Origin of the sequence: Pseudomonas sp. WOUb67, assembly GCF_050058005.1 — a bacterium.
Classification (GTDB): Bacteria; Pseudomonadota; Gammaproteobacteria; order Pseudomonadales; family Pseudomonadaceae; genus Aquipseudomonas; species Aquipseudomonas putida_R.
Genome location: NZ_CP170112.1, coordinates 237,144 through 259,954 on the forward strand (window position 1 = coordinate 237,144; position 22,811 = coordinate 259,954).

Here is a 22,811-nt window from a genome sequence, read left to right on the forward strand (position 1 = left end):
CCATACCGGCCCTTTCGCAGCACAAGGCTGCTCCTACACCTATCTCGCTTACCCCACGCTTGCGCAATGCCCGTCTACACTCGACGTCAGACCCCAAAAATGCGAGGCCGCTATGCCGCTCATGCCGGCCATTCTGCTGCTGCTCCTGATTTTGTGGAACACTACGGCCGGCGCCCTGACCCTGACAGACGAGGAAAAAGCCTGGCTGGCTGCCCACCCGCAGCTGAGCCTGGGCGTAGACGCCTCTTGGCCACCGTTCGAGTTTCGCGACCAGGAGGGCCGGTACCAGGGATTGGCCGCCGATTACATCGCCGCGATCCAGCAACGCCTGGGCGTGACGCTCAAACCGGTCGAGCCCAGCAGCTGGACCGAGGTACTGGCGCAGGCGCGGGAAAACCGCATCGACCTGCTGCCCGGCATCATGTCCACGCCCGAACGCCAGGGCTACCTGGCCTTCACCCGCCCGTACCTCGACTTCCCCATCGTCATCCTCGCCCACAAAGGCGGCGCACAACCGCGCAAACTGGACGACCTGTACGGCCTGAAGATCGCCGTGGTCGAAAACTACGCCCCGCACGAACTGCTGCGCACCCATCACCCCGACCTCAACCTGGTGGCGCTGCCCAATGTAAGCTCCACCTTGCAGGCCTTGGCCACCGATCAGGTGGACGCCGTGGTCGGCGACCTCGCTTCAAGCATCTGGAGCCTGCGTCAGCTCAAGCTCGATGGCCTCTACGTCAGTGGCGAAACGCCCTACCGCTACCAGCTGGCCATGGCCGCACCCCGCGACAACAAGGTGCTGGTGGGGATTCTGGACAAAGTCATGGCCGACATGAGCAGCGGCGAAGTCAGCCAGATCCAGCAGCGCTGGGTGGGCAATGTGGTTGACCAGCGAATGTTCTGGTCCGACCTGCTGGTGTATGGCCTGCCAACGGTGCTGTTGCTGATGGCCGTTCTGGCCGTGGTCATCCGTATCAACCGCCGCCTCAGCTCGGAAATTTCCCGGCGCATCGCGCTTGAGCAGGAGCTGCGCAGCAGCGAGTACCACTACCGCGGCCTGGTCGAGAGCCTGTCAGCCATCGCCTGGGAAGCCGATGCCAACGACTATACCTACAGCTACGTTTCCCCCCATGCCGAAGACCTGCTTGGTTACCCGCTGAGCGACTGGCTCAGGCCGGGCTTCTGGCGCAGCATCCTGCACCCGGAGGACGCCCTCTGGGCCCAGGCTTACTGCGACAGCGAAACCGCAGCCGGGCGCGACCATAGCCTGGACTACCGGGTAATCCGGGCCGACGGCCAGCCCCTGTGGGTGCGCAATATCGTCAGCATGATCGAACACGGGCACCAGCCGGTGATGCGCGGCCTGATGATCGACATCAGCGAAACCAAGCGCACCGAGGACGCCCTGCGCCTTTCCGAGCAAAAGTTTGCCTCGGTGTTCCAGCAGTGCCCCGACATTCTGCTGATCGCCCGTCACAGCGACGGCTGCCTGCTGGAGGTGAACGAAGCCTTCGAAGAGCAGATTGGCCTGACCCCGGGCCAGGTGATTGGCCGCAGCGCCACCGAGCTGAACCTGTGGGGTGTCGAAGGCTCCGGCCCGCCGCTGCTCGAGCGCCTGCACCAGGGCGGCATCCGCAACCTGGAAATGAGCTTCCGGCGCAGCAATGGCCAACTGTTCACCGGCCTCACCTCGGCCGAAACCTTCGAGCTCGACGGCACCCCGGCGCTGGTGGTAGCGGTGCGCGACATCAGCCAGCTGAAGGAAACCCAGGGGCAACTGCAAACCTCGGAAGAGAAATTCGCCAAGGCCTTCCACGCTTCGCCCGACGGCCTGCTGCTGTCGCGCCAGAGCGACGGTTTACTGCTTGAGGTGAACGAAGGCTTCTGCCGCCTCACAGGCTACGACCTGAACCCGACCATCGACCAGACCTCGCTCGATCTGGGTATCTGGGTCGACCTCAACGAACGCAAACGCATGGTCGACCAGCTCAACCGCGACGGCTTCGTGCGCGACTTCACCTGCCACATCCGCCGCAGCGACGGGCAGATCCGTCTGTGCGAGCTGTCCGCCAGGCCCCTGCCGATTGCCGGCGTCGACTGCATGCTGACCATCGCCCGCGACATCACCGAGCGCCACCTGATGCAGGAAAAACTGCAGCTGGCCGCCACCGTGTTCGAGAACACTGCCGAAGGCGTACTGATCACCGACATCGACCAGCGCATCAGTGCCGTCAACCGCGCCTTCAGCGAAATCACCGGCTACAGCGAGATCGAAGCCCTCGGCCAGACCCCGCGCCTGCTTGCCTCCGGCCAGCACGACAGCGCCTTCTATGCCGCCATGTGGCACCAGCTTACCGCCGAGGGCCACTGGCAAGGCGAGATCTACAACAAGCGCAAGAACGGCGAACTGTACCCCGGCTGGCTGACCATCAGCGCCGTGCGCAACAGCGAGCGCGAGATCACCCACTTCGTTGCCGTGTTCGCCGACATTTCCAGTCTCAAGCACGCCCAGGCCAAGCTCGATTACCAGGCCCACCACGACCCGCTGACCGGCCTGCCCAACCGTGCCTTGTTCGAAAACCGCCTGCAGGCCGTGCTCACCTGCTCGCAGGTATCCAACCGTCAGGGTGCGGTGCTGTTCCTCGACCTCGACCGCTTCAAGCACATCAACGACAGCCTCGGCCACCCGGTCGGCGACCTGCTGCTCAAGGGCATTGCCCAGCGCCTGAAGGAGCAGGTGCGTGATGTCGACACCGTGGCCCGCCTGGGCGGCGACGAGTTCATCATCCTGTTGCCCGGCCTGCACAAGCCCAGCGACGCCAGCACCATCGCCAACAAGCTGCTGGCCTGCTTCGTCGCACCGTTCCAGGCCGGTGAGCACGAGTTCTTCACCAGCGCCAGCATCGGCATCAGCCTGTACCCGCAGGACGGCACCGACGTGGCCACACTGATCCGTAACGCCGACGCGGCCATGTACCGCTCCAAAGCCAAAGGCCGCAACCGCGTCGAAGCCTACACCCGCGACCTGACTGCCCAGGCCAGCGAGCGCATCGCCCTGGAGCACGAGCTGCGCCGTGCCGTCGAACGCAACGAAATGAGCCTGTGCTTCCAGCCCAAGCTCAGCCTCAAGACCCAGAACCTGGTCGGCGCCGAGGCGCTGATCCGCTGGAGCCACCCGACGTTTGGTGAAGTGCCGCCGGAGCACTTCATTCACCTGGCAGAAGAGAACGGCACCATCCTCCAGCTCGGCGACTGGGTACTGGAACAGGCCTGCCGGCAAATGCAGGCCTGGAAGCAGCACTACGAACCCTTCGGCCCATTGTCGATCAACCTCGCCGGCGCCCAGCTACGCCAGCCACACCTGGCCCGGCGCATCGAACAGTTGCTCAAGCACTACCAGCTCAAAGCGGGTGACCTGCAACTGGAGATCACCGAAAACTTCATCATGAGCCAGGCGGAAGAAGCCCTGGCCGTGCTGTACCAGCTGAAAAAACTGGGCGTGCAGCTGGCCATCGACGATTTTGGCACCGGCTATTCATCGCTGAGCTATCTCAAGCGCCTGCCGCTGGACATTCTCAAGATCGACAAGTCGTTCATCCGCGGCCTGCCCGACGACCCGCACGACGCCGCCATCGCCCGTGCGATCATTGCCCTGGGCCGCAGCATGCAACTGACCATCATTGCCGAGGGCGTGGAAAACCAGGCCCAGCAGCGTTTCCTGGCAGCGGAAGGGTGTGAGCAGATCCAGGGCTACATCGTCAGCCTGCCGCTGCCACCAGGGGAGTTCGCGGCAACGTTTCTTCGCATAGCACTATCGGATCTTTCAGATGGCACCGGTGCGAAACCCTCGTTATAATCCGGCCACTTACTGAGGGCCTATAGCTCAGTTGGTTAGAGCAGAGGACTCATAATCCTTTGGTCCACGGTTCAAGTCCGTGTGGGCCCACCAAATACGACAAAGCCGCGCCATTGCGCGGCTTTGTCGTCTCTAGCCCCTGCCATTTCCCCCTCGCTCACCTTTCAAAACTCTTCATGTGTCCACAATGTGTCTGAACGCCGAGATGCCGTAACACCTCGGCTTTAACGCGTCACACCTCTCTTAGAAATCCCAACGCGTCGTCACCATCACATTGCGCGGGTCGCCCGGATACGCCGAGTCATAAAAACCAATGTTGGTGTAATAGTGTTTGTCGAACAGGTTGTTGACGTTGAGGGTCGCCGACAGGTTGTCGGTGAGCTGGTAGCGGGTCATCAAATCGACAAGCCAGTACGGGTCTTGCGTGAACTTCTCCGAGCGTCCGCCCCCGGGATAGCCCCAGTTATTCACCGTCTGCCAGCCAGCGCTCTGCCAGCGTGCGCCACCGCCCACTGTGAGCTTATCGAGGTTGCCCTTGAGCTTGTAGGTGGTATAGAAGCTGACCTGGTCTTCCGGCTCCCAGGTGGCGACCTTTTTGTTGTCGTCATCTCGGGCGATCTTATGGGTGTAGCCCGCCTGCAACTGCCAGCCTGGCGCGAGTTCACCGGAGACTTCCGCTTCGTAACCCTTGGTCTTCGTTTTGGTGCCCACGTACGAGTAGTCAACGCCCGGCTGGGAGTTCCAGGCGGTGTCAGCGATTGGACGGTTTTCTTCGTGGACTTCGAAGTAGGCGAGACTGGAGTTCAGGCGACCGCCGAAGAATTCGCCCTTGAGGCCCAGTTCATAGTTCTTGCCCTCGTTGGGGTCCAGCATGGAGCGCGTTCGGTCGCGGTATTGGGTTTGTGGCTGGAAGATCTCGGTATAGCTGGCATACGCCGTGAAGTTATCGTTCAGGTCATACGTCAGACCAGCGTACGGCACTACCTTGCCGCTTTCCTGGGTGTCGCTGGTACCGGTGACCTGGTAGTTGGCGATGCGCGAACCGAGCAACAGGTGCAGTTCATCCGTCAGGCTGAAGCGGCCGGTGACGTAGGTACCGGTCTGGCGGGTGGTTTCGTCATTGACCTTGGTGGCAGTCCACAGTGGCTCGATGGCTTGGCCATGCCAATTGTAGAAGTCATAACTGTTGTCGAAGTAAGTGGTCGCGGTGTAGTCCTTGGCTTTCCACTTGGAGATGGACAAGGATTGACCAATCACCAGTTCGTGTTCACGGCCCAACAGCTCGAACGGCCCAGAGGCGTAGACATCCAGGCTGTCACTGGTGGTGTCACCAACGTATTTGCGCGCATAGATGGAGCTGGCGGTGGCCGAGTCCTGGGAGATGTAGCCCAGGGGTGCGTTATAGCCATTGATCTGATGGTTGTATTGGCCTTTGGTGACCCAGCCGCTATCAAACGTATGTTCCAGGGTGGCGAATGCCGTGCGGCTGTACTGTTCCCATGAACCCCATTTCGGGCCGTTGTTGAACGAACGCGGTAGGTCCAGCTTGTTGCCAGTCGCGTCGAAAATGGTACGCGTGCCGGTCCAGCTGGAGCCTTTCGGGTCGCTGTCCTGATAGTCGGCGCCCAATGTCAGCAGGGTGTTTTCGTCCAGGTCGAACTCAAGGATGCCGTACAGCACGCCAGTCTTGCGGGAGTAATGGTCGAGGAACGAATGTTTGTCCTGATACGCCGCCACCGCCCGGCCGCGAACGTTGCCGGTCTCGGTCAAAGGCCCGCTGACGTCGACTTGCGAGCGATAGTTGTCCCAGGAGCCGGCGCCCAGCTCGATGCTGCTCTTGAACTCGGAGGTGGGCTTTTTACGAATCAGATTGATGGTGCCGCCAGGGCCGCCAGCACCGGTAAGCAGGCCGGTGGCACCCTTGAGTATTTCGACGCGGTCATAGATCGCCATGTCAGTCAGGGTCTGGCCCGCCGAGTATTGGGCATCACGCAGGGTGGGGATACCGTCGTACTGGAAGTTGACGATGGAGAAACCGCGGGAATAGTAGTTGGTACGCTCGGTGTCGTACGTGGACACGGTAATGCCCGGCGTGTGGCGCATCACATCGTCGATGGCATTGAGGCCAAAATCATCCATCACCTGACGCGTCACCACCGAGATCGATTGCGGCGTTTCCCGCGGGGTCAGCACCAGGCGCGTGGCTGTGGCGATGGTGCCTGGCGTGTACGAGCCAGTGCCCTCGGTCACCGTACCCAACTGGTTCGCACTGACTTGCGTCGCTTGCAACTCCACCTGTCCATCCTGAGAGGCGGGTTTGGCAATCACACGATACCCGCCTTGCTCGTGCTCGGCCTTTAAACCCACCGGGCTCAACAGCCGCTCGAGCCCTTCATCCACAGCAAAGTTGCCTTTCAGGCCCTGGCTCTGGATGCCGGCAGCCAATGAGGCGTCAATGCCGATCATCACGCTCGCCTGCTGCCCGAAAGCGCCCAGCACGCGATCGAGACTGTCGGCGGGAATGTCATAAGCCTGGCGTTGGGTGTGTTCCCGGTCGGGTGCCGGGGTCGCGGCCATGACGCCATAACTGGTGATAGCCACCGATAAACCGAAGATGACGGTGCGCAAGGCGCTGGCAAGCGGAGTGACGCGGCTGAGCATAAAGACTGTCCTGTGGAGAAGGGTTGGGTGGGCGCTTTTTCAGCGTCTTGCCTGTCTTGATGCTCGAAATGAAAAATACTGCCGGTGCAGTGACAAAAAATTCGGGACTAGGCCGGTACAACCATCGCCAGATAACCAAACACCCGTTGCACACGCACCGGCAGCACCTTGGCCAGCAAGCCGAGGCTGTCCTCCGGACGATCCAGCGAGAAGGAACCCGACACCTGCAGACCAGCGATGGCCGGATCGCAGCGCAGCATGCCACGCCGGTAGCGGTCGAGTTGCTCGACCACTTCAATCAAGGGCATGCGCTCGGCGATCAGCAGGCCCTGGGTCCAGGCTTCGGCGGTTGATGGCACGCTTGCCGGTTGCCCGCTGTGGTGGCTGTCGAAGGTCAATTGCTGGCCAGCACTGAGCCTGATACCGACGCCATGCAGCGGCTCGACAGACGCGCTACCCAAAAGCAATTGCACTTCGGTTCCCTGCTGGCGGGGCAGACCCTGGCTGATGATCAACCGTGACAAGGCGGTCGGCCGCACCCAGCCATTGGTGGTCTTGATCGCCGTCATGCCGCTGGTGCCGGAGCTCAGCAACAGCCTGCCGAGGTTCAGTGCCATGTCGGCGCCACGAATATCCACCGCCGTACGGGTATCCAGCTGCAACGCCCCCGCGTCAGCCAGGCGCAGATGCCGTCGCTCGCCCGTGGTGGTGTGGTAATCACTGAACAATTCCGGCAACAGCACCCGCTCGCGCACGCTCAACCCCAGGGCGGTGACCACACCCAGGCCAGCAAAGCCTTTGAGCAAGGTGCGTCGCGAAGGCGTGCTACGGGCGCGCAATAATTGCCGGGCATTGGGTGCCGACAGCGCGTAGGTGTTGATGCGCATGTCGCGGCTGAGACCGGCCAATCGTTGCCAGGCTAATTCATGCTGGGGGTTTTCATTGCGCCATTGTTGGCAGGCATGCTGCTCGGCGGCATCGCTGGTGCCCGATTGCAGCGTGACGATCCAATGCAAGGCCTCGTCCAGCACTCGCTCGTCCAACGCTTGATCGCTGGCCGCCGGGAGGCGGTTCATGCGCCGTACACCCCCAGGTAGCAATGGCGATAGGCTTTGAGCATGGCTTTCTGCACCACATTCACGCTTAAACCCATGCGTTCGGCGATCTGTGGATAAGTCAGGCCATCGAGTTGTGAGAGCAGGAAAATCTCACGCACCTTGCTGCCCAGCCCATCCAATACCTGCCCGACTGCGTCTAGCGCTTCCAGCACCAGCAGGCGGGTTTCCGGCGAGGGCACAAGTTCCGGCTCAAGGAGCGTCAGCGACTGCTCATACGCCCGCTCCAGCGCCCGTCGCCGATAATATTGCCCGCACAGGCGACCGGCAACGGTGGTGAGGTAGGCCCGGGGCTCGCGAAAGATTGGCACGGTCCCACTGCTCAGAATCCGCACGAATGTATCTTGCGCCAGATCCAGGGCCAGTTCGTGCCCTCCCAACCTGCGCCGGAGCAACTGCACCACCCAATCATGGTGCTGGGCATAAAGCTCACCCACAACACGATGGGCAGAAGAAGATGTGGCCATCGGCGTGATATCCAGCGGGCGGCTTAAGAATGACGCGCATGATAATACTTCTCATTAGGGATGGGTTAGGAGTTTATCCCCCGCCCGGCCTGGGAGTGTCATCCGGGGCCTCAGGATCCTCTTTGGCCACGGACTTTGATCAACTGAAAATGATGGGTGCCCATGGGTTCGGCTCCGATCTCCGCCTCAGGAGCGGACGATTCTCGACCCCACAACGGCCAAGTCCGCAGGGATTAATCGTTAGATTTTGTGAGCCCTTGCTCGCCCGTCGGCCGCATCTCCGCCTGCCGAGGGTTATAGAAGGTCATCCCAGCCGGAATATCCCGCGTAACCAGGGACATCGCGCCGATCACCACGTCGTCGCCAATCTCGATACGGTCGGCAACGATGCAGCTGTTGGCGCCCATGCTCACATTGTCGCCAATGCGCAGGGCATAGTCTTCCTGATCGAGGGTCTTGATGCCGATCGAACAATTCTGGCGGATGAAGAAATTGCGCCCGATGCTCACGTGTCGGGTAATTACCACCCCCGGCAGATGGGCGATGCGCAGGCCGGGGGCGATCTGGGCGCCGATATCGATGTCTACGGCGTATTTGAGGTTGAGGCGCTGCTGCATGCGCCGGGCGTGGCGCCGGGCCAGTCCGCCGCGGGCGTCGAGGTACTGAGCCAGGCGATAGGTGAAGAGGAAACGCAGTTTGTTGTCCTTGCGTGCGCGGCGCAGCACGTTGAACAGCAGGCTGATGCGGCGTCCGGGCCTTTTCTTGTTGGAGACTTCCAGTCGCCAGCATTCGAGCAGATTGTCGAGGTTCACACCGAAACTCCCGATGGACTAGCGCTTCATCATGCCGAAGGCACAGTCACCAGGCCAGAGCGGTCGTTGTAGGAGCGGCCTCGTGTCGCGAAAGGGCTGCACAGCAGCCCCAGCAATATTTGCGTCACTGCTGAAATCCTGGGGCCGCTTTGCGGCCCTTTCCGACCGGTCCGGCGCCCCGGCAAGGCCGCTCCTACAGAGGATCGCGTCAGATTGGTCACCTGTGCCCGGCCTTGCCCCGATTGCCACTGGCTGGCTAGGCTAGCGGGCCAACCGTAGAGACTCGCCATGTCAGATTCCCGCTCCATCACGCTGGATGAAATCGATCGCCAGCTGATCGCCCTGCTACAGATCAACGCACGCGAAAGCGTCGCCACCCTCGCCCGGCAGCTGGGTATCGCCCGCACCACCGTGAACTCGCGCCTGGAACGGCTGGAGAAGAATAAGGTCATCTCGGGCTATGGCGTGCGCCTGGGCCAGAGTGTGTTAGGCGGCGGGCTGCAAGCGTACGTGGGGATCAAGGTGCAGCCGCGTTCCGGCAAGGAAGTGGTGCGCCGGTTGAGTGCCATGGGCCAGGTGCAGCAGCTGTGTGCAGTGAGCGGCGAATTCGACTATGTGGCTTGGCTACGTACGGATTCGCCCGAACAGTTGGACCAGTTGCTCGACCAGATCGGCAGTGTCGACGGGGTGGAGAAAACCACCACGTCGATCATTCTCAGCAGCAAGGTGGATCGCGGGCAGCCGCTCTGATCAATCAGGCCTCCTGCCCGTCTAGCAGTCCCTCCAGAATTGCCGATAGGCTCTCGGCAGAATGCTGCATCGACCAGACGATGTCACGGCTGCGCTCGGGGGCATGGTGTTGGGCGTAGTCGGTGGCGATCTGGTTGAGGCCTCGGGCCAATAGGCAGGCGTGGACCAAGGCGTCTGCGGCGTCGATGCCGGGGCGGATGGCGAATAACGGCGGGTGGCTGGATTCGCAGTTGCAAAAGGGTTTTTCAGCGGTGGGTTGCAGTTTTACAGGTTGATCGGGCAAACGGTCAGTCATGGTATAGCCTCCAGATCACAGGGATGACTGGCGGCCAATCGCTTCCTTCTCACGGGAATTGGGTGGCAGCCATGCGCGAGGTGAGAACCGGCGAACTTGGAGGCGTATACCCGGCCAGGCAAAGCCTGCCCGCGCACAGCTGCCATAGCAGTGCGCCTCTAGAAAGATCAGCGGGTTCTCACGCCCGATCACCGAATTTTCGGCGACCCGTTGAAGTTAACGATGAAGCCGTTCCCGCGATGCCAGACTGAGGCGATAGCGAGCGTAGGGTAATTCTTTAATTCGAGCCTTGGGTGTAGGAATTGGCTGATCACACCCCATCCAAATTGTATTTATGCCCGCCAGAGAGGCGCATGAGGCCACCAGGTGCTTGCCTTGCAATTTACTGCGCCTATCAGACCGAGCGCCGCCCGCGCGGCGCATCGCGAGCTGCGCTCGCTCCTACGTTTGTTTCCGGCCAATTATTCCTGGGAGATTCGCGCGCGAACGCCTTGGCGCATATCCCACTACCGCGTCGTACAAACAGGGCGGTTGCGCGCGCCTGTCACAGGCATGACTGGCCCGAAACAAACGTAGGAGCGAGCGCAGCTCGCGATGCGCCGCGCGGGCGGCGCTCGATCGGATAGGCACAGCAAATCGCACTACAAGCATTTCGTCATAAATAACTTCAAACTTATGCTTTCGACGAAAAGTCATACATTCAGACACCACTCTGAACCTTAATTACGAACGCCCCACTCCCTAAAATGACCGCCAGGCATCTCCTATACTCAGGCTCCGCTCCCCGCGCAGCCCCTCTGGCAAGGTCACTTCATGAACAAGAAAAACCGCCACCCCGCCGACGGCAAGCAGCCCATCACCATCTTCGGCCCGGACTTCCCGTTCGCCTTCGACGACTGGCTGGAACACCCCGCAGGCCTGGGCAGCATTCCGGCTGACCGCCAGGGTGAGGAAGTGGCCATCGTGGGTGCCGGTATCGCTGGCCTGGTGGCGGCTTACGAGCTGATGAAGCTGGGCTTGAAGCCGGTGGTGTACGAGGCGTCCAAGCTGGGTGGTCGGCTGCGTTCGCAAGCCTTCAACGGCACCGACGGGATCATCGCCGAACTCGGCGGCATGCGCTTCCCGGTGTCGTCCACTGCCTTCTACCACTATGTGGACAAGCTGGGCCTGGAGACCAAGCCCTTCCCCAACCCGCTGACCCCGGCGTCGGGCAGCACGGTGATCGACCTGGAAGGCCAGACCTACTACGCGGAAAAAACCGCCGACCTGCCCACGCTGTTCCACGAAGTGGCCGACGCCTGGGCCGACGCGCTGGAAAGCGGCGCCCAGTTCGCCGACATCCAGCAAGCCATCCGCGACCGGGATGTACCGCGCTTGAAGGAACTGTGGAACAAGCTGGTTCCGCTGTGGGACGACCGCACCTTCTACGACTTCGTCGCCACCTCACGCTCGTTCGCCAAACTGAGCTTCCAGCACCGCGAAGTGTTCGGGCAGGTCGGCTTTGGCACCGGCGGCTGGGACTCGGACTTCCCCAACTCGATGCTGGAAATCTTCCGCGTGGTGATGACCAACTGCGACGACCACCAACACCTGGTCGTCGGCGGTGTGGAGCAGGTGCCACAAGGTATCTGGCGGCACGTGCCGGAGCGCTGCGCCCACTGGCCGGAAGGCACCAGCCTCAGCGGCCTGCATGGCGGCGCGCCGCGTACCGGGGTCAAGCGCATTGCCCGTGCCGCCGATGGCCGCCTGGCGGTTACCGACAACTGGGGTGATACCCGGCACTACGGCGCCGTGCTCGCCACCTGCCAGACCTGGCTGCTGACCACCCAGATCGACTGCGAGGAATCGCTGTTCTCGCAGAAGATGTGGATGGCCCTGGACCGCACCCGCTACATGCAGTCGTCCAAGACGTTCGTCATGGTCGACCGGCCGTTCTGGAAGGACAAAGACCCGCAAACCGGTCGCGACCTGATGAGCATGACCCTCACCGACCGCCTCACCCGCGGCACCTACCTGTTCGACAACGGCGACGAAAAGCCAGGGGTGATCTGCCTGTCCTACGCCTGGATGAGCGACGCGCTGAAGATGCTGCCGCACCCGGTGGAAAAACGCGTGCAGCTGGCCCTGGATGCGCTGAAGAAGATCTACCCCAAGACCGATATCGCCGGGCACATCATCGGCGACCCGATCACCATTTCCTGGGAAGCCGACCCGCACTTCCTCGGCGCCTTCAAGGGCGCACTGCCGGGCCACTACCGCTACAACCAGCGCATGTACGCACACTTCATGCAGCAGGACATGCCTGCCGAGCAGCGTGGCATGTTCATCGCCGGTGACGACGTGTCGTGGACCCCGGCGTGGGTGGAAGGCGCGGTGCAGACGTCGTTGAATGCGGTGTGGGGTATCATGAACCACTTCGGTGGCCAGACCCACCCGGACAACCCCGGCCCGGGCGATGTGTTCGACAAAATCGGCCCGATCGCCCTGGCAGACTGACCCAAGGAGGCACCATGCGCATTGCTCTGTTCCAGGGCGCCCCCAAGCCACTGGACGTGCCCGGCAACCTGCAACGGCTGCGCCATCAGGCGCAGCAGGCAGCCGAACGCGGCGCACAGTTGCTGGTGTGCCCGGAAATGTTCCTGACCGGTTACAACATCGGCCTGGCCCAGGTCGAACGGCTGGCTGAAGCCAACGATGGCCAGGCGGCGATGGACGTGGTGGAGATCGCCCAGGCGCACCGCATCGCTATCGTCTATGGCTACCCCGAGCGTGGCGATGACGGGGCGATCTACAACAGTGTGCAGTTGATCGATGCGCACGGCCGCAGCCTGAGCAACTACCGCAAGACCCACCTGTTCGGTGAGCTGGACCGCGCGATGTTCAGCGCCGGCGCCGACCACTTCCCGGTGGTGGAACTGGACGGTTGGAAAGTCGGCCTGCTGATCTGTTACGACATCGAGTTCCCGGAGAACACCCGACGCCTGGCGCTGGGCGGTGCCGAACTGATCCTGGTGCCGACGGCGAACATGGCCCCGTACGACTTCGTCTGCCAGGTGACCGTGAGGGCACGGGCGCAGGAAAACCAGTGCTACCTGGTGTATGCCAATTATTGCGGCTCGGAAGACGAGATCCAGTATTGCGGGCAGAGCAGCATCATCGCCCCGGACGGCAGCCTGCTGGCCATGGGCGGGCAGGATGAATGCCTGCTGCTGGCGGAGCTGGAACATGAACGGATTGTGCAGGGGCGGCAGGCATTTCCTTACCTGACTGACCTGCGCCAGGACCTGCACCTGCGTAAAAGCTGACGGCCCTTTCGCGGGCATGCCCGCTCCCACAGGATTGACGTCGATCTGCAGATCCCACAGTACCTGTGGGAGCGGGCGTGCCCGCGAAGAGGCCGGGCCTGGAAACAAATGGGTTAGGATGGATAACAGCAACTGGAGCCCCCATGCCACCCGCCACCCGCCACCTCACCCTCGTCAACGGCCTGCAGCTCACCCTGCGCCACGCCCCGCGCCTGAAGCGCTCGGCAGCCGCCTTGCGGGTGCATGCGGGCAGCCACGACGCACCGGGCAAATGGCCCGGCCTGGCCCACTTCCTCGAACACCTGTTCTTCCTCGGCACCGCGCGCTTCCCCCTGGACGATGGCCTGATGCGCTACGTGCAGGCCCTCGGTGGCCAGGTCAACGCCAGCACCCGGGAACGCGCCACCGATTTTTTCTTCGAAGTCCAGCCCAATGCCTTGGCCGGAGGCCTGGAGCGCCTGTGCCAGATGCTGGCCGAACCGGATCTGGGCATCGAGCGCCAACGCCGCGAACGCGAAGTGATCCACGCCGAGTTCATTGCCTGGTCGCGCAACCCGCAGGCTCAGCAGCAGTTCGCCTTGCTGCAATCCGTGTCGCCGGGCCATCCGCTAGGCGCTTTTCACGCTGGTAACCGGCACACCCTGGCCTTGCAGGACCCGGCCTTCCAGCAAGCCCTCGAAGGCTTTCACCAACGGTATTACCAGGGCGGCCAGATGACTTTGAGCCTGTGTGGCCCACAGCCGCTGGATGAGCTGGAACAGTTGGCCAGGCAGCATGCCAGCCTGTTCTCAACGGGCAGGCAGGTGCCACAAGCGCTGGCACCGCCGCTGTCGCCAACGAACGCACGCCGGGTCTTCACCCACGAAAGGCTCCCGGCAGGTGCCGAGCAGGCCCTGGAATTACTGATCAGTTGCCTCGGCGACAACCGCCCAGGTACCTGGCTGGATGCGCTTCGCCAACGTGGATGGCTGCAAAGCTTCAAGGCCGAGGTGCTGTACGCCTTCGCCGGGCAGGTACTTTGGCACATTGACCTGCAACTGAGCGCAGACGCCAACCCGGACGAAGCAGATGCCCTGCTGCAAGGTTGGTTCAGCTTCATTCGCCAGGCCCACCTTGAGCAGGTGAACCACGAATTCGGCCTGCTGCAACGCAGCCGCGAACGCAGCGCCGGCGCGCTTGAGCTGGCCCGCCGGGACAGCACCGGCCAGCCGTTCGCCAACCTGGATGCGCAAGGCCTGCAGGCCCTGGGCGCGCTGCTGAAAGGCCTGCCAGGCCACGCGCATGGGCAATGGCAACTGCCCCCAATCGACCCCTTGCTAATGGCAGATTTACCCAATGCCCCAGCGCAACCGCTGCCGGCGGCCCTGAAGACCAGCAGCCTGCTTCCTGGTGCTCGTCAGTACGCCGCACTTTACCTGCGCTGGCACCTGCCTTCGCCCTTCCGCCAGCGCTTGCAGGGCGTGCTGGAACAGGCGCTCGCCCCACTGCAGGAGCGCTGCGAGCGCGCGTCGGTGCAACTGCAGTTCAGTGCCGTTGGCGAATACTGGCAATTGCGCTGCGCCGGGCAACCGGCAGCAGTGCTTCGGGCTGTGGAGCAGGCCCTGGCACTGATGATCAAGCCGACAGCCAGTTGCTGGCAGCCCAACACGGCGACGCCACCGCCACTGATCCCCATCAGGGCCTTGCTCAAGCAACTGCCCGACGCGGTACTGGGCGCCCACCCCACAAGTGCGCCTGCCGGCATGCCGACGCAGTCGCAACTCGACAGCCTGTGGCAGCACGCACACTGGCATGGCCTTGCCACGGGTTTCGACGATGTTGCGCTAAGCGCTTTGGGCACTGCGTTACAGCACTGCCCTGGGCAAGGCGCGTTACCTGGCCCCCCGCCCACATGGACCACACGTCGTTGGCAGCACGCCGAAGTACCGGGCAGTGAACATGCACTGCTGCTGTTCTGTCCGCTCCCTGCGGCCAGCGAAGCCAGCGGCCGCCTGCTCGCACAATTGCTGCAAGGGCCGGTTTACCAGCGGCTGCGGGTGGAGCTGCAACTCGGCTACGCGGTATTCAGTACCTTTCGTCAGGTCGAGGGTGTCGGCGGCCTGTTGTTCGGGGTGCAGTCGCCACAGACCCGCCAGGCGCAGATCCTCGACCACCTGCTTACCCTGCTGAGGCAAGGCATCACGCTGGATCCGGGCGCTCGCCTGGCCTTGGCCGGGCAATTCGACGAACCCGCCATGGCCAACGCCGACGTGGCTGAATGGGCATGGCAGACACACCTGGCTACACAACCCGGTACGCTGGATGCGCTGCGCAGGGCTATCTTGAAGACGCGGCAGACGGATCTGGACCAGCTGCTGGGCACCCTGCTCGACAAGGATTGCCCTTGGCTCTGCTTGGCCAACGCTGCCGCGCCAATCCCTTCATGGCAGTGAGCAACGTACCGATTGTTACGCCATACGCAACGGCGCTTTTCGAATAATTAACCTTTCGGTACAAAATTTTCTTGTAAGATAGCGCAATCCCAGTTTCAGGGAACTGTCCACGCATTGGCGGTACCCAAGTAGTAGCTGAGCAACCCAACCCTCATCCGGAAGGAGTAATCCCATGTGGACCAAACCTGCTTACACTGACCTGCGTATCGGCTTCGAAGTCACCATGTACTTCGCAAGCCGCTAAGCCAGGCTTGCGCCTCAACGCCTCGGCCCGCCGGGGCGTTTTCGTTTTTACGACACGGTTTTTTGCATAGAGAGTGGCCATGTACATCCAGGTTCTCGGCTCCGCCGCCGGTGGCGGGTTCCCGCAGTGGAACTGCAACTGCGTCAACTGCAAGGGCTACCGTGACGGCACCCTCCGGGCCACGGCGCGCACCCAGTCGTCCATCGCCCTGTCCGACGACGGCGTGCACTGGGTACTGTGCAATGCCTCGCCCGACATCCGCGCCCAGCTCCAGGCCTTTGCGCCGATGCAGCCGGCCCGGGCGCTGCGCGACACCGGCATCAACGCCATTGTCCTGCTGGACAGCCAGATCGACCACACCACCGGCCTGCTCAGCCTGCGCGAGGGTTGCCCGCACCAGGTGTGGTGCACCGACATGGTCCACCAGGACCTCACCACCGGTTTCCCGCTGTTCAACATGCTCAGCCATTGGAACGGTGGCCTGCAGTGGAACCGCATCGAGCTGGAAGGCAGCTTCGTGATCGACGCCTGCCCCAACTTGCGCTTCACCCCGTTCCCGCTGCGCAGCGCCGCGCCGCCCTACTCCCCGCACCGCTTCGACCCGCACCCGGGCGATAACCTGGGTTTGATGGTCGAAGACACCTGCACCGGCGGCAAGCTGTTCTACGCCCCGGGCCTGGGCCAGGTAGACGAAAAGCTGCTGGCGATGATGCACGGTGCCGACTGCCTGCTGGTCGACGGCACGCTGTGGGAAGACGACGAGATGCAGCGCCGTGGCGTGGGCACCCGCACCGGCCGCGAGATGGGTCACCTGGCCCAGAACGGCCCAGGCGGCATGCTGGAAGTGCTCGACGGCTTCCCGCGCCAGCGCAAGGTACTTATCCACATCAACAACACCAACCCGATTCTCGATGAAGACTCCCCCGAGCGCGCCGAAGTCCTGCGCCGCGGTGTGGAAGTGGCCTTCGATGGCATGAGCATCGAGTTGTAACACCGAGAGCGCACAAGCAACACAGCACCCCTGTGGGAGCGGGTTCACCCGCGAAGAATCCAACACGGTGTATGGCACCGGCTCTGCCGGTGTTCGCGGGTAAACCCGCTCCCACAGGGATCGAGCCGAGACTCAGCTTTACAGGAGCCAGCCGAATGAGCGACGCACTGCCAATGTCCCCTGCCGAATTCGAGCAGGCCCTGCGCGCCAAGGGCGCCTACTACCACATCCATCACCCGTACCACGTGGCGATGTACCAGGGGCGCGCTACCCGCGAGCAGATCCAGGGCTGGGTAGCCAACCGCTTCTATTACCAGGTCAACATCCCGATGAAGGATGCCGCGATCCTGGCCAACTGCCCGGACCGCGAAGTACGCCGCGAGTGGATCCAGCGCCTGCTCGACCACGACGGCGCACCCGGCGAGGACGGCGGCATCGAAGCCTGGCTGCGCCTGGGCCAGGCCGTCGGCCTCGACCCGGACCAGCTGCGTTCCCAGGAGCTGGTACTGCCCGGCGTACGCTTTGCGGTGGATGCCTACGTCAACTTCGCCCGCCGCGCCAGCTGGCAGGAAGCCGCCAGCAGCTCGCTGACCGAACTGTTTGCCCCGCAAATCCACCAGTCGCGGCTGGACAGCTGGCCACAGCATTACCCGTGGATCGACCCGGCCGGCTACGCGTACTTCCGCACCCGCCTGGGCCAGGCCCGGCGTGACGTGGAACACGGCCTGGCGATTACCCTGCAGCACTACACCACCCGCGCGGGCCAGGAGCGTATGCTGGAGATACTTCAGTTCAAGCTGGATATCCTCTGGAGCATGCTCGACGCCATGAGCATGGCCTACGAGCTGAACCGCCCGCCTTATCACTCCGTCACCCAGGACCGGGTGTGGCACAAGGGAATCACCCTATGAGTCTTGATCGCAATCAAGTGCCGAGCTGGCGCCCCGGCTACCGCTTCCAGTACGAGCCGGCGCAAAAGGGCCATGTGTTGCTGTACCCCGAAGGCATGATCAAGCTCAACGAAAGCGCCAGCCTGATCGGTGGCCTGATCGACGGCCAGCGTGACGTGGCAGCGATCATCAGCGAACTCGAACAGCAATTCCCCGATGCCCCGGAAGTAGCCGACGACATCGAGCAGTTCATGGAGGTGGCCCGTGCCGAACACTGGATCGTCCTCGCCTGAGTTGCCGCCAACGCCTGCGGTCGGCCTGCCGCTGTGGCTGCTGGCCGAGCTGACCTACCGCTGCCCGCTGCAGTGCCCATACTGCTCCAACCCGCTGGACTTTGCCGCCCAGGGCCAAGAGCTGAGCACCGAACAGTGGTTCAAGGTCATGGCCGAAGCGCGGGAAATGGGCGCGGCACAAATCGGCTTTTCCGGCGGTGAACCGCTGGTGCGCCAGGACCTTGCCGAGCTGATCGGCGAAGCCCGCCGGCTGGGGTACTACACCAACCTGATTACCTCGGGCATCGGCCTGACCGAAGCGCGCATCGCCGACTTCAAGAAGGCCGGCCTGGACCATATCCAGATCAGCTTCCAGGCCAGTGACGAGCAGGTCAACAACCTGCTGGCCGGCTCGAAGAAGGCCTTTGCGCAAAAGCTGGAGATGGCCCGTGCGGTAAAGGCCCACGGCTACCCGATGGTGCTCAACTTCGTCACCCATCGGCACAACATCGACAAGACCGACCGCATCATCGAGCTGTGCATTGCCCTGGAAGCCGACTTTGTCGAGCTTGCCACCTGCCAGTTCTACGGCTGGGCGCACCTCAACCGCCTGGGGCTGCTGCCAACCCGTGCGCAGCTGGAGCGGGCCGAGCGCATCACCAACGAATACCGGGCGAAGCTCAAGGCCGAGGGCAACCCGTGCAAGCTGATCTTCGTCACCCCGGACTACTACGAAGAGCGCCCCAAAGCCTGCATGAATGGCTGGGGCAACCTGTTCCTCACCATTACCCCGGACGGCACCGCGCTGCCCTGCCACGGCGCCCGCCAGTTGCCCGTGCAGTTCCCCAATGTACGCGACCACGACCTGCACCATATCTGGTATGAGTCGTTTGGCTTCAACCGCTTCCGTGGTTATGAATGGATGCGCGAACCGTGCCGCTCCTGTGACGAAAAAGAAAAGGACTTCGGCGGCTGTCGCTGCCAGGCCTTCATGCTGACCGGCGATGCCAGCAACGCCGACCCGGTGTGCGCCAAGTCGGCCGAGCATGGCATCATCCTCAAGGCCCGCGAGGAGGCGGAAACCGCCCAGCTCGCCATTGAACAGATGACTTTCCGCAATGATCGAAACTCCCGTGTCATCGCCCGCGGCTGAATTCAGCGCGGCCCAGGCAGTTGCCGCCGGTACCGACTTCGCCGAACTCAAAGTCAGTGCCGACGGGCTGTTCTGGGTCGAATTTCGCCCCGCCGACGGTGCCTGCCGTGTCTGGCACTGGCTGTACCACCAGGCCCGCTGCCTGACCCCGGATGGCTTCAGTGTGCGCAGCCGGGTCTACGAGTATGGCGGTGGCAGCTTCTGCCTGGGTGGCGACGGGCTGGTGTTCGTCAACGAAAAGGACCAGCAGGTCTACACCCAGCCGCTGGACGATTCGCAACCGCGTGCGCTGACCCAGGATGCCAGTTGCCGCTACGGCGATGTGCAGTGGCACGATGGCCAGGTGCTGGCTGTCGAGGAACGCCATGCCGAGCAGGTGGAGCATCGCCTGGTCGCTTTGGCTGAAAGCAGCCGCGAGGTGCTCGCCGAGGGCGCCGATTTTTACGCCTCACCCACGGTGAGTGCCGATGGCATGCGCCTGGCGTGGATCGAGTGGGACCGCCCGGCACAGTCCTGGACCCTCACCCGATTGATGTGCCGCATACGCGACAGCAGTGGCCACTGGGGACCCGCGCAGTGCGTGGCCAACGATGATGAATCGCTGCAACAGCCACGCTTCGATGCCGAAGGCCGGCTCTACTGCCTGTCCGACCGCAATGGCTTCTGGCAACCCTGGGGTGAAGTCGATGGCCACTGGCAGGCGTTGCCTGCCGGGCCTGCGGACCACGCGGCTGCGCCTTGGCAATTGGGCACCTGTACCTGGTTGGCGCTGGGCCCACAAAGCTACCTGGCCAGCTGGTTCAAAGACGGCTTCGGGCAACTGGGGCTGCGTCATGAAGATGGCCGCATGGAGCGTTTCGCCAGTGCCTACACACGCTTTCGCAGCCTGACCATGGACAGCGAACACCTGTATGCCATTGCCGCCTCGCCCATCAGCCCGCCGGCCGTGATCGCCATCGACCGCATCAACCACGAGGTACGCGTGCTGGCCGGTGGTGCCGAGATGCTGCCGGCAGAGCAGATCAGCCTGCCGCAGTCGATCCACTATGGCAGCGACGGCGAGCAGGCCCATGGTTTCTTCTACCCTCCAGCGCAGGCAAAAGGCGCCGCACCACTGGTGGTGTTCATCCACGGCGGGCCGACGTCGGCCTGCTACCCCGTGCTAGACCCTCGCATCCAGTACTGGACCCAACGCGGCTTTGCCGTGGCCGACCTGAACTACCGGGGCAGCACCGGCTATGGCCGGGAATACCGCCAGGCACTGCACCTGCGCTGGGGCGAGAGCGATGTGGCCGACGCCTGCGCGGCGGTCGAATACCTGGCTGCTCAAGGCCTGGTCGACAAGCACAAGGCGTTCGTCCGCGGCGGCAGCGCCGGTGGCTACACCACCCTGTGCGCCCTGGCGTTCCATGACGTGTTCCGCGCCGGCGCCAGCCTGTACGGGGTCAGCGACCCGGTTGCCCTGGGCCGTGCCACCCACAAGTTCGAAGGCGATTACCTGGACTGGCTGATCGGCGACCCGCAGCAGGATGCCGAGCGCTACCGCCAGCGCACGCCGCTGCTGCACGCAGGGCAGATCAAGGTGCCGGTGATTTTCTTTCAGGGTGAGCTGGATGCTGTAGTGGTGCCGGAGCAGACACGCGCCATGCTGGCGGCGTTGCAGGCTAACGGTATCGAGGCTGAGGGGCACTTCTATGCGGGGGAGCGGCATGGGTTCCGCAAGGCGGAGAACCTGGCGCACGCGCTGGAAGAAGAGTGGAAATTCTATTGCCGGGTGTTGTCGCAGTAAGCCGAGCTAGCCCTTTGTAGGAGCAGCCTTGTGCTGCGAAAGGGCCGTCACAGGCCGCGCATTTGCTGCGCCTGTAATGGCCTCTTCGCAGCACAAGGCTGCTCCTACAGGGACCGTGTTCGCCGCTTACCGCTTGGCGATGATGTACACCGCGTGCACGATCCCCGGAATGTAACCCAGCAAGGTCAACAGAATATTCAGCCAGAACGCCCCGCCAAACCCCACCTGCAGAAACACACCCAGCGGTGGCAGAAGAATGGCGATGATGATGCGAATAAAGTCCATGCGAGTCTCTCCTGAAGGGTTACATCAAAGACTAGCCGCCCGCCACAGAGGTTCCACAGGCAAAAAAAAACGCCCCGGGCCGAATGAAACAGGCCAGGGGCGATGCGCAGGAACGCCAGACGGTTCGTAGAATTCTCGGTCTTGCCAAACAGCTACGCCGGGACTTCGCGGCGGGCCTGCTGCTGGGCATGCAGGCGGGCAAAGGCGCGGGCCAGGCGCAGCAACATCTCATCGATGTTGCCCTTGCTTACGCTCAGCGCTGGCGAAAAACGCACCACATCCGCTTGCGGTGCATTCAGCAGCAGGCCTTCGTGCAGTGCCGCTGCCACCAGCTCTTTGGCCAGGTTTTCTTTCAGTTGCAGCGCCCACAGCAGGCCCTGCCCGCGCACCTCACCCTGGCCATAGCGCCCGGCCAGGCGGCTCAGGCCTTCGCGCAGGTGGCGGCCGTTGTCCTGCACCTGGGCGAAGAAGCCAGGCTCCAGCACGGTGTCCAGCACGGCCAGGCCCGCAGCGCACATCAGCGCATTGCCATGGTGGCTGCCTTCCAGTTCGCCGGGCTCGGCGCAGCATGCCGTGCCCCGGGCGAGCAAGGCAGCCAGTGGCACACCGCCGCCCAGGCCCTTGCCCAGGGTGATGATGTCGGCGCGCACGCCATACAACTCCTCGGCCAACAGTGCGCCACAGCGGCCAATACCGGTCTGCACCTCATCGAGGATCAGCAGGATGCCCAGTTCACGGCACAGTGTTTCCACGCCCTTGAGGTATTCCTGCGTGGCGGGGATGACACCCGCCTCGCCCTGGATGGGCTCAAGCATGATGGCCACGGTGCGCGAATCCACGGCGGCATGCAGAGCGGCCAGGTCGTTGAACGGCACCTTGCTGAAGCCCGGCAGGCCAGGCTCGCAGCGGTTGCATGGCAGCGGGTCGGACGCCGACAGCGCGCCCAGGCTGCGGCCGTGGCAGGCCTGGCTGGCAGTGATGATGTGGTAGGCGCCGTTGCGGTGCAGCTGGCCCCACTTGCGCGCCAGTTTGATCGCACCTTCACAGGCTTCCGCACCGCTGTTCAGCAGGTAGGCCTGTTCGCTGCCGGTACTCTGGCACAGGCGGTTGACCAAACCCAGCAGGCCACGGCTGTGGAAGCCCGAGCCCGGGTTGATCAGCGCCTGGGCCTGGTTGCCCAGCGCTTTCACCAGCACGCTGGGGCTATGGCCCAGGCTGTTGACCGCGCCACCCTGGGTAAAGTCCAGATAGGCACGCCCTTCGTTGTCCCACAACCAGGAGCCCTGACCACGCACGAACACCTGCGCTGCCCGTTCGGCGCTGGGCATCAGGCGATCACGCGACAACTCATCAGCGTGCGGCACGATCACCGGCGCACGCTTGGGCTCGGCGACAGCGGCAGGGGCCGAGCGGCGCAGGTTGAACAGGTTCATCAGGGCTCCAACCAATCACGGTAAAGGGCGGCTACGGTGCGGTCTTGGTGCCGGCACTCGA

18 protein-coding genes and 1 tRNA gene are annotated in these 22,811 nt (G+C 63.1%); 12 read left to right on the forward strand and 7 right to left on the reverse strand.

The genetic code is table 11. The features are described from left to right. The first annotated feature begins 112 nt into the window (after positions 1 to 112). Positions 113 to 3,856 (forward strand): EAL domain-containing protein, encoded by a 3,744-nt coding sequence (locus ABOC32_RS01140; RefSeq protein WP_426809867.1) that lies wholly within the window; start codon positions 113 to 115, stop codon positions 3,854 to 3,856. Between the two features lie 16 nt (positions 3,857 to 3,872). Next, a tRNA-Ile gene (locus ABOC32_RS01145) sits at positions 3,873 to 3,949 on the forward strand. A gap of 150 nt (positions 3,950 to 4,099) precedes the next feature. On the opposite strand, the gene ABOC32_RS01150 is transcribed toward ABOC32_RS01145, so the two are convergent. The 4 genes from ABOC32_RS01150 to ABOC32_RS01165 all read right to left on the reverse strand — a co-directional run bounded on the left by ABOC32_RS01150 (position 4,100) and on the right by ABOC32_RS01165 (position 8,911). After that, on the reverse strand, positions 4,100 to 6,517 hold the full coding sequence (locus tag ABOC32_RS01150) for a TonB-dependent siderophore receptor (RefSeq protein ID WP_426809868.1): 2,418 nt from the start codon (positions 6,515 to 6,517) through the stop codon (positions 4,100 to 4,102). A gap of 107 nt (positions 6,518 to 6,624) precedes the next feature. Further along, positions 6,625 to 7,593 carry a DUF4880 domain-containing protein gene (locus ABOC32_RS01155; protein ID WP_426809869.1) on the reverse strand — a complete coding sequence of 323 codons (969 nt, stop codon included), beginning with the start codon at positions 7,591 to 7,593 and terminating at the stop codon, positions 6,625 to 6,627. After that, positions 7,590 to 8,099, reverse strand: a complete 510-nt coding sequence (locus ABOC32_RS01160) for a sigma-70 family RNA polymerase sigma factor (RefSeq protein WP_426809870.1) — start codon at positions 8,097 to 8,099, stop codon at positions 7,590 to 7,592. Before ABOC32_RS01160 ends, ABOC32_RS01155 begins: the two co-directional genes overlap by 4 nt. A 233-nt stretch (positions 8,100 to 8,332) precedes the next feature. Beyond that, a complete protein-coding gene (locus tag ABOC32_RS01165; RefSeq protein WP_426809871.1) occupies positions 8,333 to 8,911 on the reverse strand; it encodes a serine acetyltransferase in 579 nt (192 codons plus the stop codon). Between the two features lie 288 nt (positions 8,912 to 9,199). Here ABOC32_RS01165 and ABOC32_RS01170 point away from each other — a divergent pair, with 288 nt between their 5' ends. After that, a complete protein-coding gene (locus ABOC32_RS01170; RefSeq protein WP_426809872.1) occupies positions 9,200 to 9,661 on the forward strand; it encodes an Lrp/AsnC family transcriptional regulator in 462 nt (153 codons plus the stop codon). Positions 9,662 to 9,665: 4 nt separating this feature from the next. Here ABOC32_RS01170 and ABOC32_RS01175 read toward each other — a convergent pair whose 3' ends face one another. Then, the gene (locus ABOC32_RS01175) at positions 9,666 to 9,956 is read right to left on the reverse strand and encodes a hypothetical protein (RefSeq protein ID WP_016484596.1); all 291 of its coding nucleotides are present in this window, start codon (positions 9,954 to 9,956) and stop codon (positions 9,666 to 9,668) included. Positions 9,957 to 10,769: 813 nt separating this feature from the next. Between ABOC32_RS01175 and ABOC32_RS01180 the strand changes: the two genes are divergently transcribed. The 9 genes from ABOC32_RS01180 to ABOC32_RS01220 all read left to right on the forward strand — a co-directional run bounded on the left by ABOC32_RS01180 (position 10,770) and on the right by ABOC32_RS01220 (position 21,032). Then, on the forward strand, positions 10,770 to 12,452 hold the full coding sequence (locus ABOC32_RS01180) for a flavin monoamine oxidase family protein (protein WP_426809873.1): 1,683 nt from the start codon (positions 10,770 to 10,772) through the stop codon (positions 12,450 to 12,452). A 14-nt stretch (positions 12,453 to 12,466) separates the two neighbouring features. Then, positions 12,467 to 13,261 carry a carbon-nitrogen hydrolase family protein gene (locus ABOC32_RS01185; protein WP_426809874.1) on the forward strand — a complete coding sequence of 265 codons (795 nt, stop codon included), beginning with the start codon at positions 12,467 to 12,469 and terminating at the stop codon, positions 13,259 to 13,261. Between the two features lie 143 nt (positions 13,262 to 13,404). Continuing rightward, a complete protein-coding gene (gene pqqF, locus ABOC32_RS01190) occupies positions 13,405 to 15,693 on the forward strand; it encodes a pyrroloquinoline quinone biosynthesis protein PqqF (RefSeq protein WP_426809875.1) in 2,289 nt (762 codons plus the stop codon). A 172-nt stretch (positions 15,694 to 15,865) separates the two neighbouring features. Next, positions 15,866 to 15,937, forward strand: coding sequence for a pyrroloquinoline quinone precursor peptide PqqA (gene pqqA, locus ABOC32_RS01195; protein WP_008365141.1), 72 nt, complete (start codon positions 15,866 to 15,868; stop codon positions 15,935 to 15,937). A 79-nt stretch (positions 15,938 to 16,016) separates the two neighbouring features. Then, positions 16,017 to 16,928 (forward strand): pyrroloquinoline quinone biosynthesis protein PqqB, encoded by a 912-nt coding sequence (pqqB, locus tag ABOC32_RS01200; protein ID WP_426809876.1) that lies wholly within the window; start codon positions 16,017 to 16,019, stop codon positions 16,926 to 16,928. A gap of 155 nt (positions 16,929 to 17,083) precedes the next feature. Next, positions 17,084 to 17,839: a pyrroloquinoline-quinone synthase PqqC gene (pqqC, locus tag ABOC32_RS01205; RefSeq protein WP_043202436.1), complete on the forward strand. Its 756-nt coding sequence runs from the start codon at positions 17,084 to 17,086 to the stop codon at positions 17,837 to 17,839. Next, on the forward strand, positions 17,836 to 18,111 hold the full coding sequence (gene pqqD / locus ABOC32_RS01210) for a pyrroloquinoline quinone biosynthesis peptide chaperone PqqD (protein ID WP_426809877.1): 276 nt from the start codon (positions 17,836 to 17,838) through the stop codon (positions 18,109 to 18,111). The genes pqqC and pqqD overlap by 4 nt, the downstream gene beginning before the upstream one ends. Further along, positions 18,083 to 19,243 carry a pyrroloquinoline quinone biosynthesis protein PqqE gene (gene pqqE / locus ABOC32_RS01215; RefSeq protein WP_426809878.1) on the forward strand — a complete coding sequence of 387 codons (1,161 nt, stop codon included), beginning with the start codon at positions 18,083 to 18,085 and terminating at the stop codon, positions 19,241 to 19,243. Before pqqD ends, pqqE begins: the two co-directional genes overlap by 29 nt. Beyond that, entirely contained in the window at positions 19,209 to 21,032 is a 1,824-nt protein-coding gene (locus ABOC32_RS01220) for a S9 family peptidase (protein ID WP_426809879.1), read from the forward strand. Before pqqE ends, ABOC32_RS01220 begins: the two co-directional genes overlap by 35 nt. Positions 21,033 to 21,158: 126 nt before the next feature. Here ABOC32_RS01220 and ABOC32_RS01225 read toward each other — a convergent pair whose 3' ends face one another. Both ABOC32_RS01225 and ABOC32_RS01230 read right to left on the reverse strand, forming a co-directional pair. Beyond that, entirely contained in the window at positions 21,159 to 21,317 is a 159-nt protein-coding gene (locus ABOC32_RS01225; protein ID WP_003177654.1) for a YqaE/Pmp3 family membrane protein, read from the reverse strand. A 152-nt stretch (positions 21,318 to 21,469) separates the two neighbouring features. Next, positions 21,470 to 22,750, reverse strand: coding sequence for an aspartate aminotransferase family protein (locus ABOC32_RS01230; RefSeq protein WP_426809880.1), 1,281 nt, complete (start codon positions 22,748 to 22,750; stop codon positions 21,470 to 21,472). Between the last annotated feature and the right edge of the window lie 61 nt (positions 22,751 to 22,811).

Bases quoted from the DNA above. Each gene is read 5' to 3' on its own strand.
- pqqB (WP_426809876.1), top strand. From the start codon at position 16,017: ATGTACATCCAGGTTCTCGGCTCCGCCGCCGGTGGCGGGTTCCCGCAG.
- ABOC32_RS01160 (WP_426809870.1), bottom strand. From the start codon at position 8,099: ATGGCCACATCTTCTTCTGCCCATCGTGTTGTGGGTGAGCTTTATGCC.
- ABOC32_RS01140 (WP_426809867.1), top strand. From the start codon at position 113: ATGCCGCTCATGCCGGCCATTCTGCTGCTGCTCCTGATTTTGTGGAAC.
- ABOC32_RS01225 (WP_003177654.1), bottom strand. From the start codon at position 21,317: ATGGACTTTATTCGCATCATCATCGCCATTCTTCTGCCACCGCTGGGT.
- ABOC32_RS01150 (WP_426809868.1), bottom strand. From the start codon at position 6,517: ATGCTCAGCCGCGTCACTCCGCTTGCCAGCGCCTTGCGCACCGTCATC.
- ABOC32_RS01230 (WP_426809880.1), bottom strand. From the start codon at position 22,750: ATGAACCTGTTCAACCTGCGCCGCTCGGCCCCTGCCGCTGTCGCCGAG.
- ABOC32_RS01175 (WP_016484596.1), bottom strand. From the start codon at position 9,956: ATGACTGACCGTTTGCCCGATCAACCTGTAAAACTGCAACCCACCGCT.
- pqqF (WP_426809875.1), top strand. From the start codon at position 13,405: ATGCCACCCGCCACCCGCCACCTCACCCTCGTCAACGGCCTGCAGCTC.
- ABOC32_RS01155 (WP_426809869.1), bottom strand. From the start codon at position 7,593: ATGAACCGCCTCCCGGCGGCCAGCGATCAAGCGTTGGACGAGCGAGTG.
- pqqC (WP_043202436.1), top strand. From the start codon at position 17,084: ATGAGCGACGCACTGCCAATGTCCCCTGCCGAATTCGAGCAGGCCCTG.
- ABOC32_RS01220 (WP_426809879.1), top strand. From the start codon at position 19,209: ATGATCGAAACTCCCGTGTCATCGCCCGCGGCTGAATTCAGCGCGGCC.
- pqqD (WP_426809877.1), top strand. From the start codon at position 17,836: ATGAGTCTTGATCGCAATCAAGTGCCGAGCTGGCGCCCCGGCTACCGC.
- ABOC32_RS01180 (WP_426809873.1), top strand. From the start codon at position 10,770: ATGAACAAGAAAAACCGCCACCCCGCCGACGGCAAGCAGCCCATCACC.
- ABOC32_RS01185 (WP_426809874.1), top strand. From the start codon at position 12,467: ATGCGCATTGCTCTGTTCCAGGGCGCCCCCAAGCCACTGGACGTGCCC.
- ABOC32_RS01170 (WP_426809872.1), top strand. From the start codon at position 9,200: ATGTCAGATTCCCGCTCCATCACGCTGGATGAAATCGATCGCCAGCTG.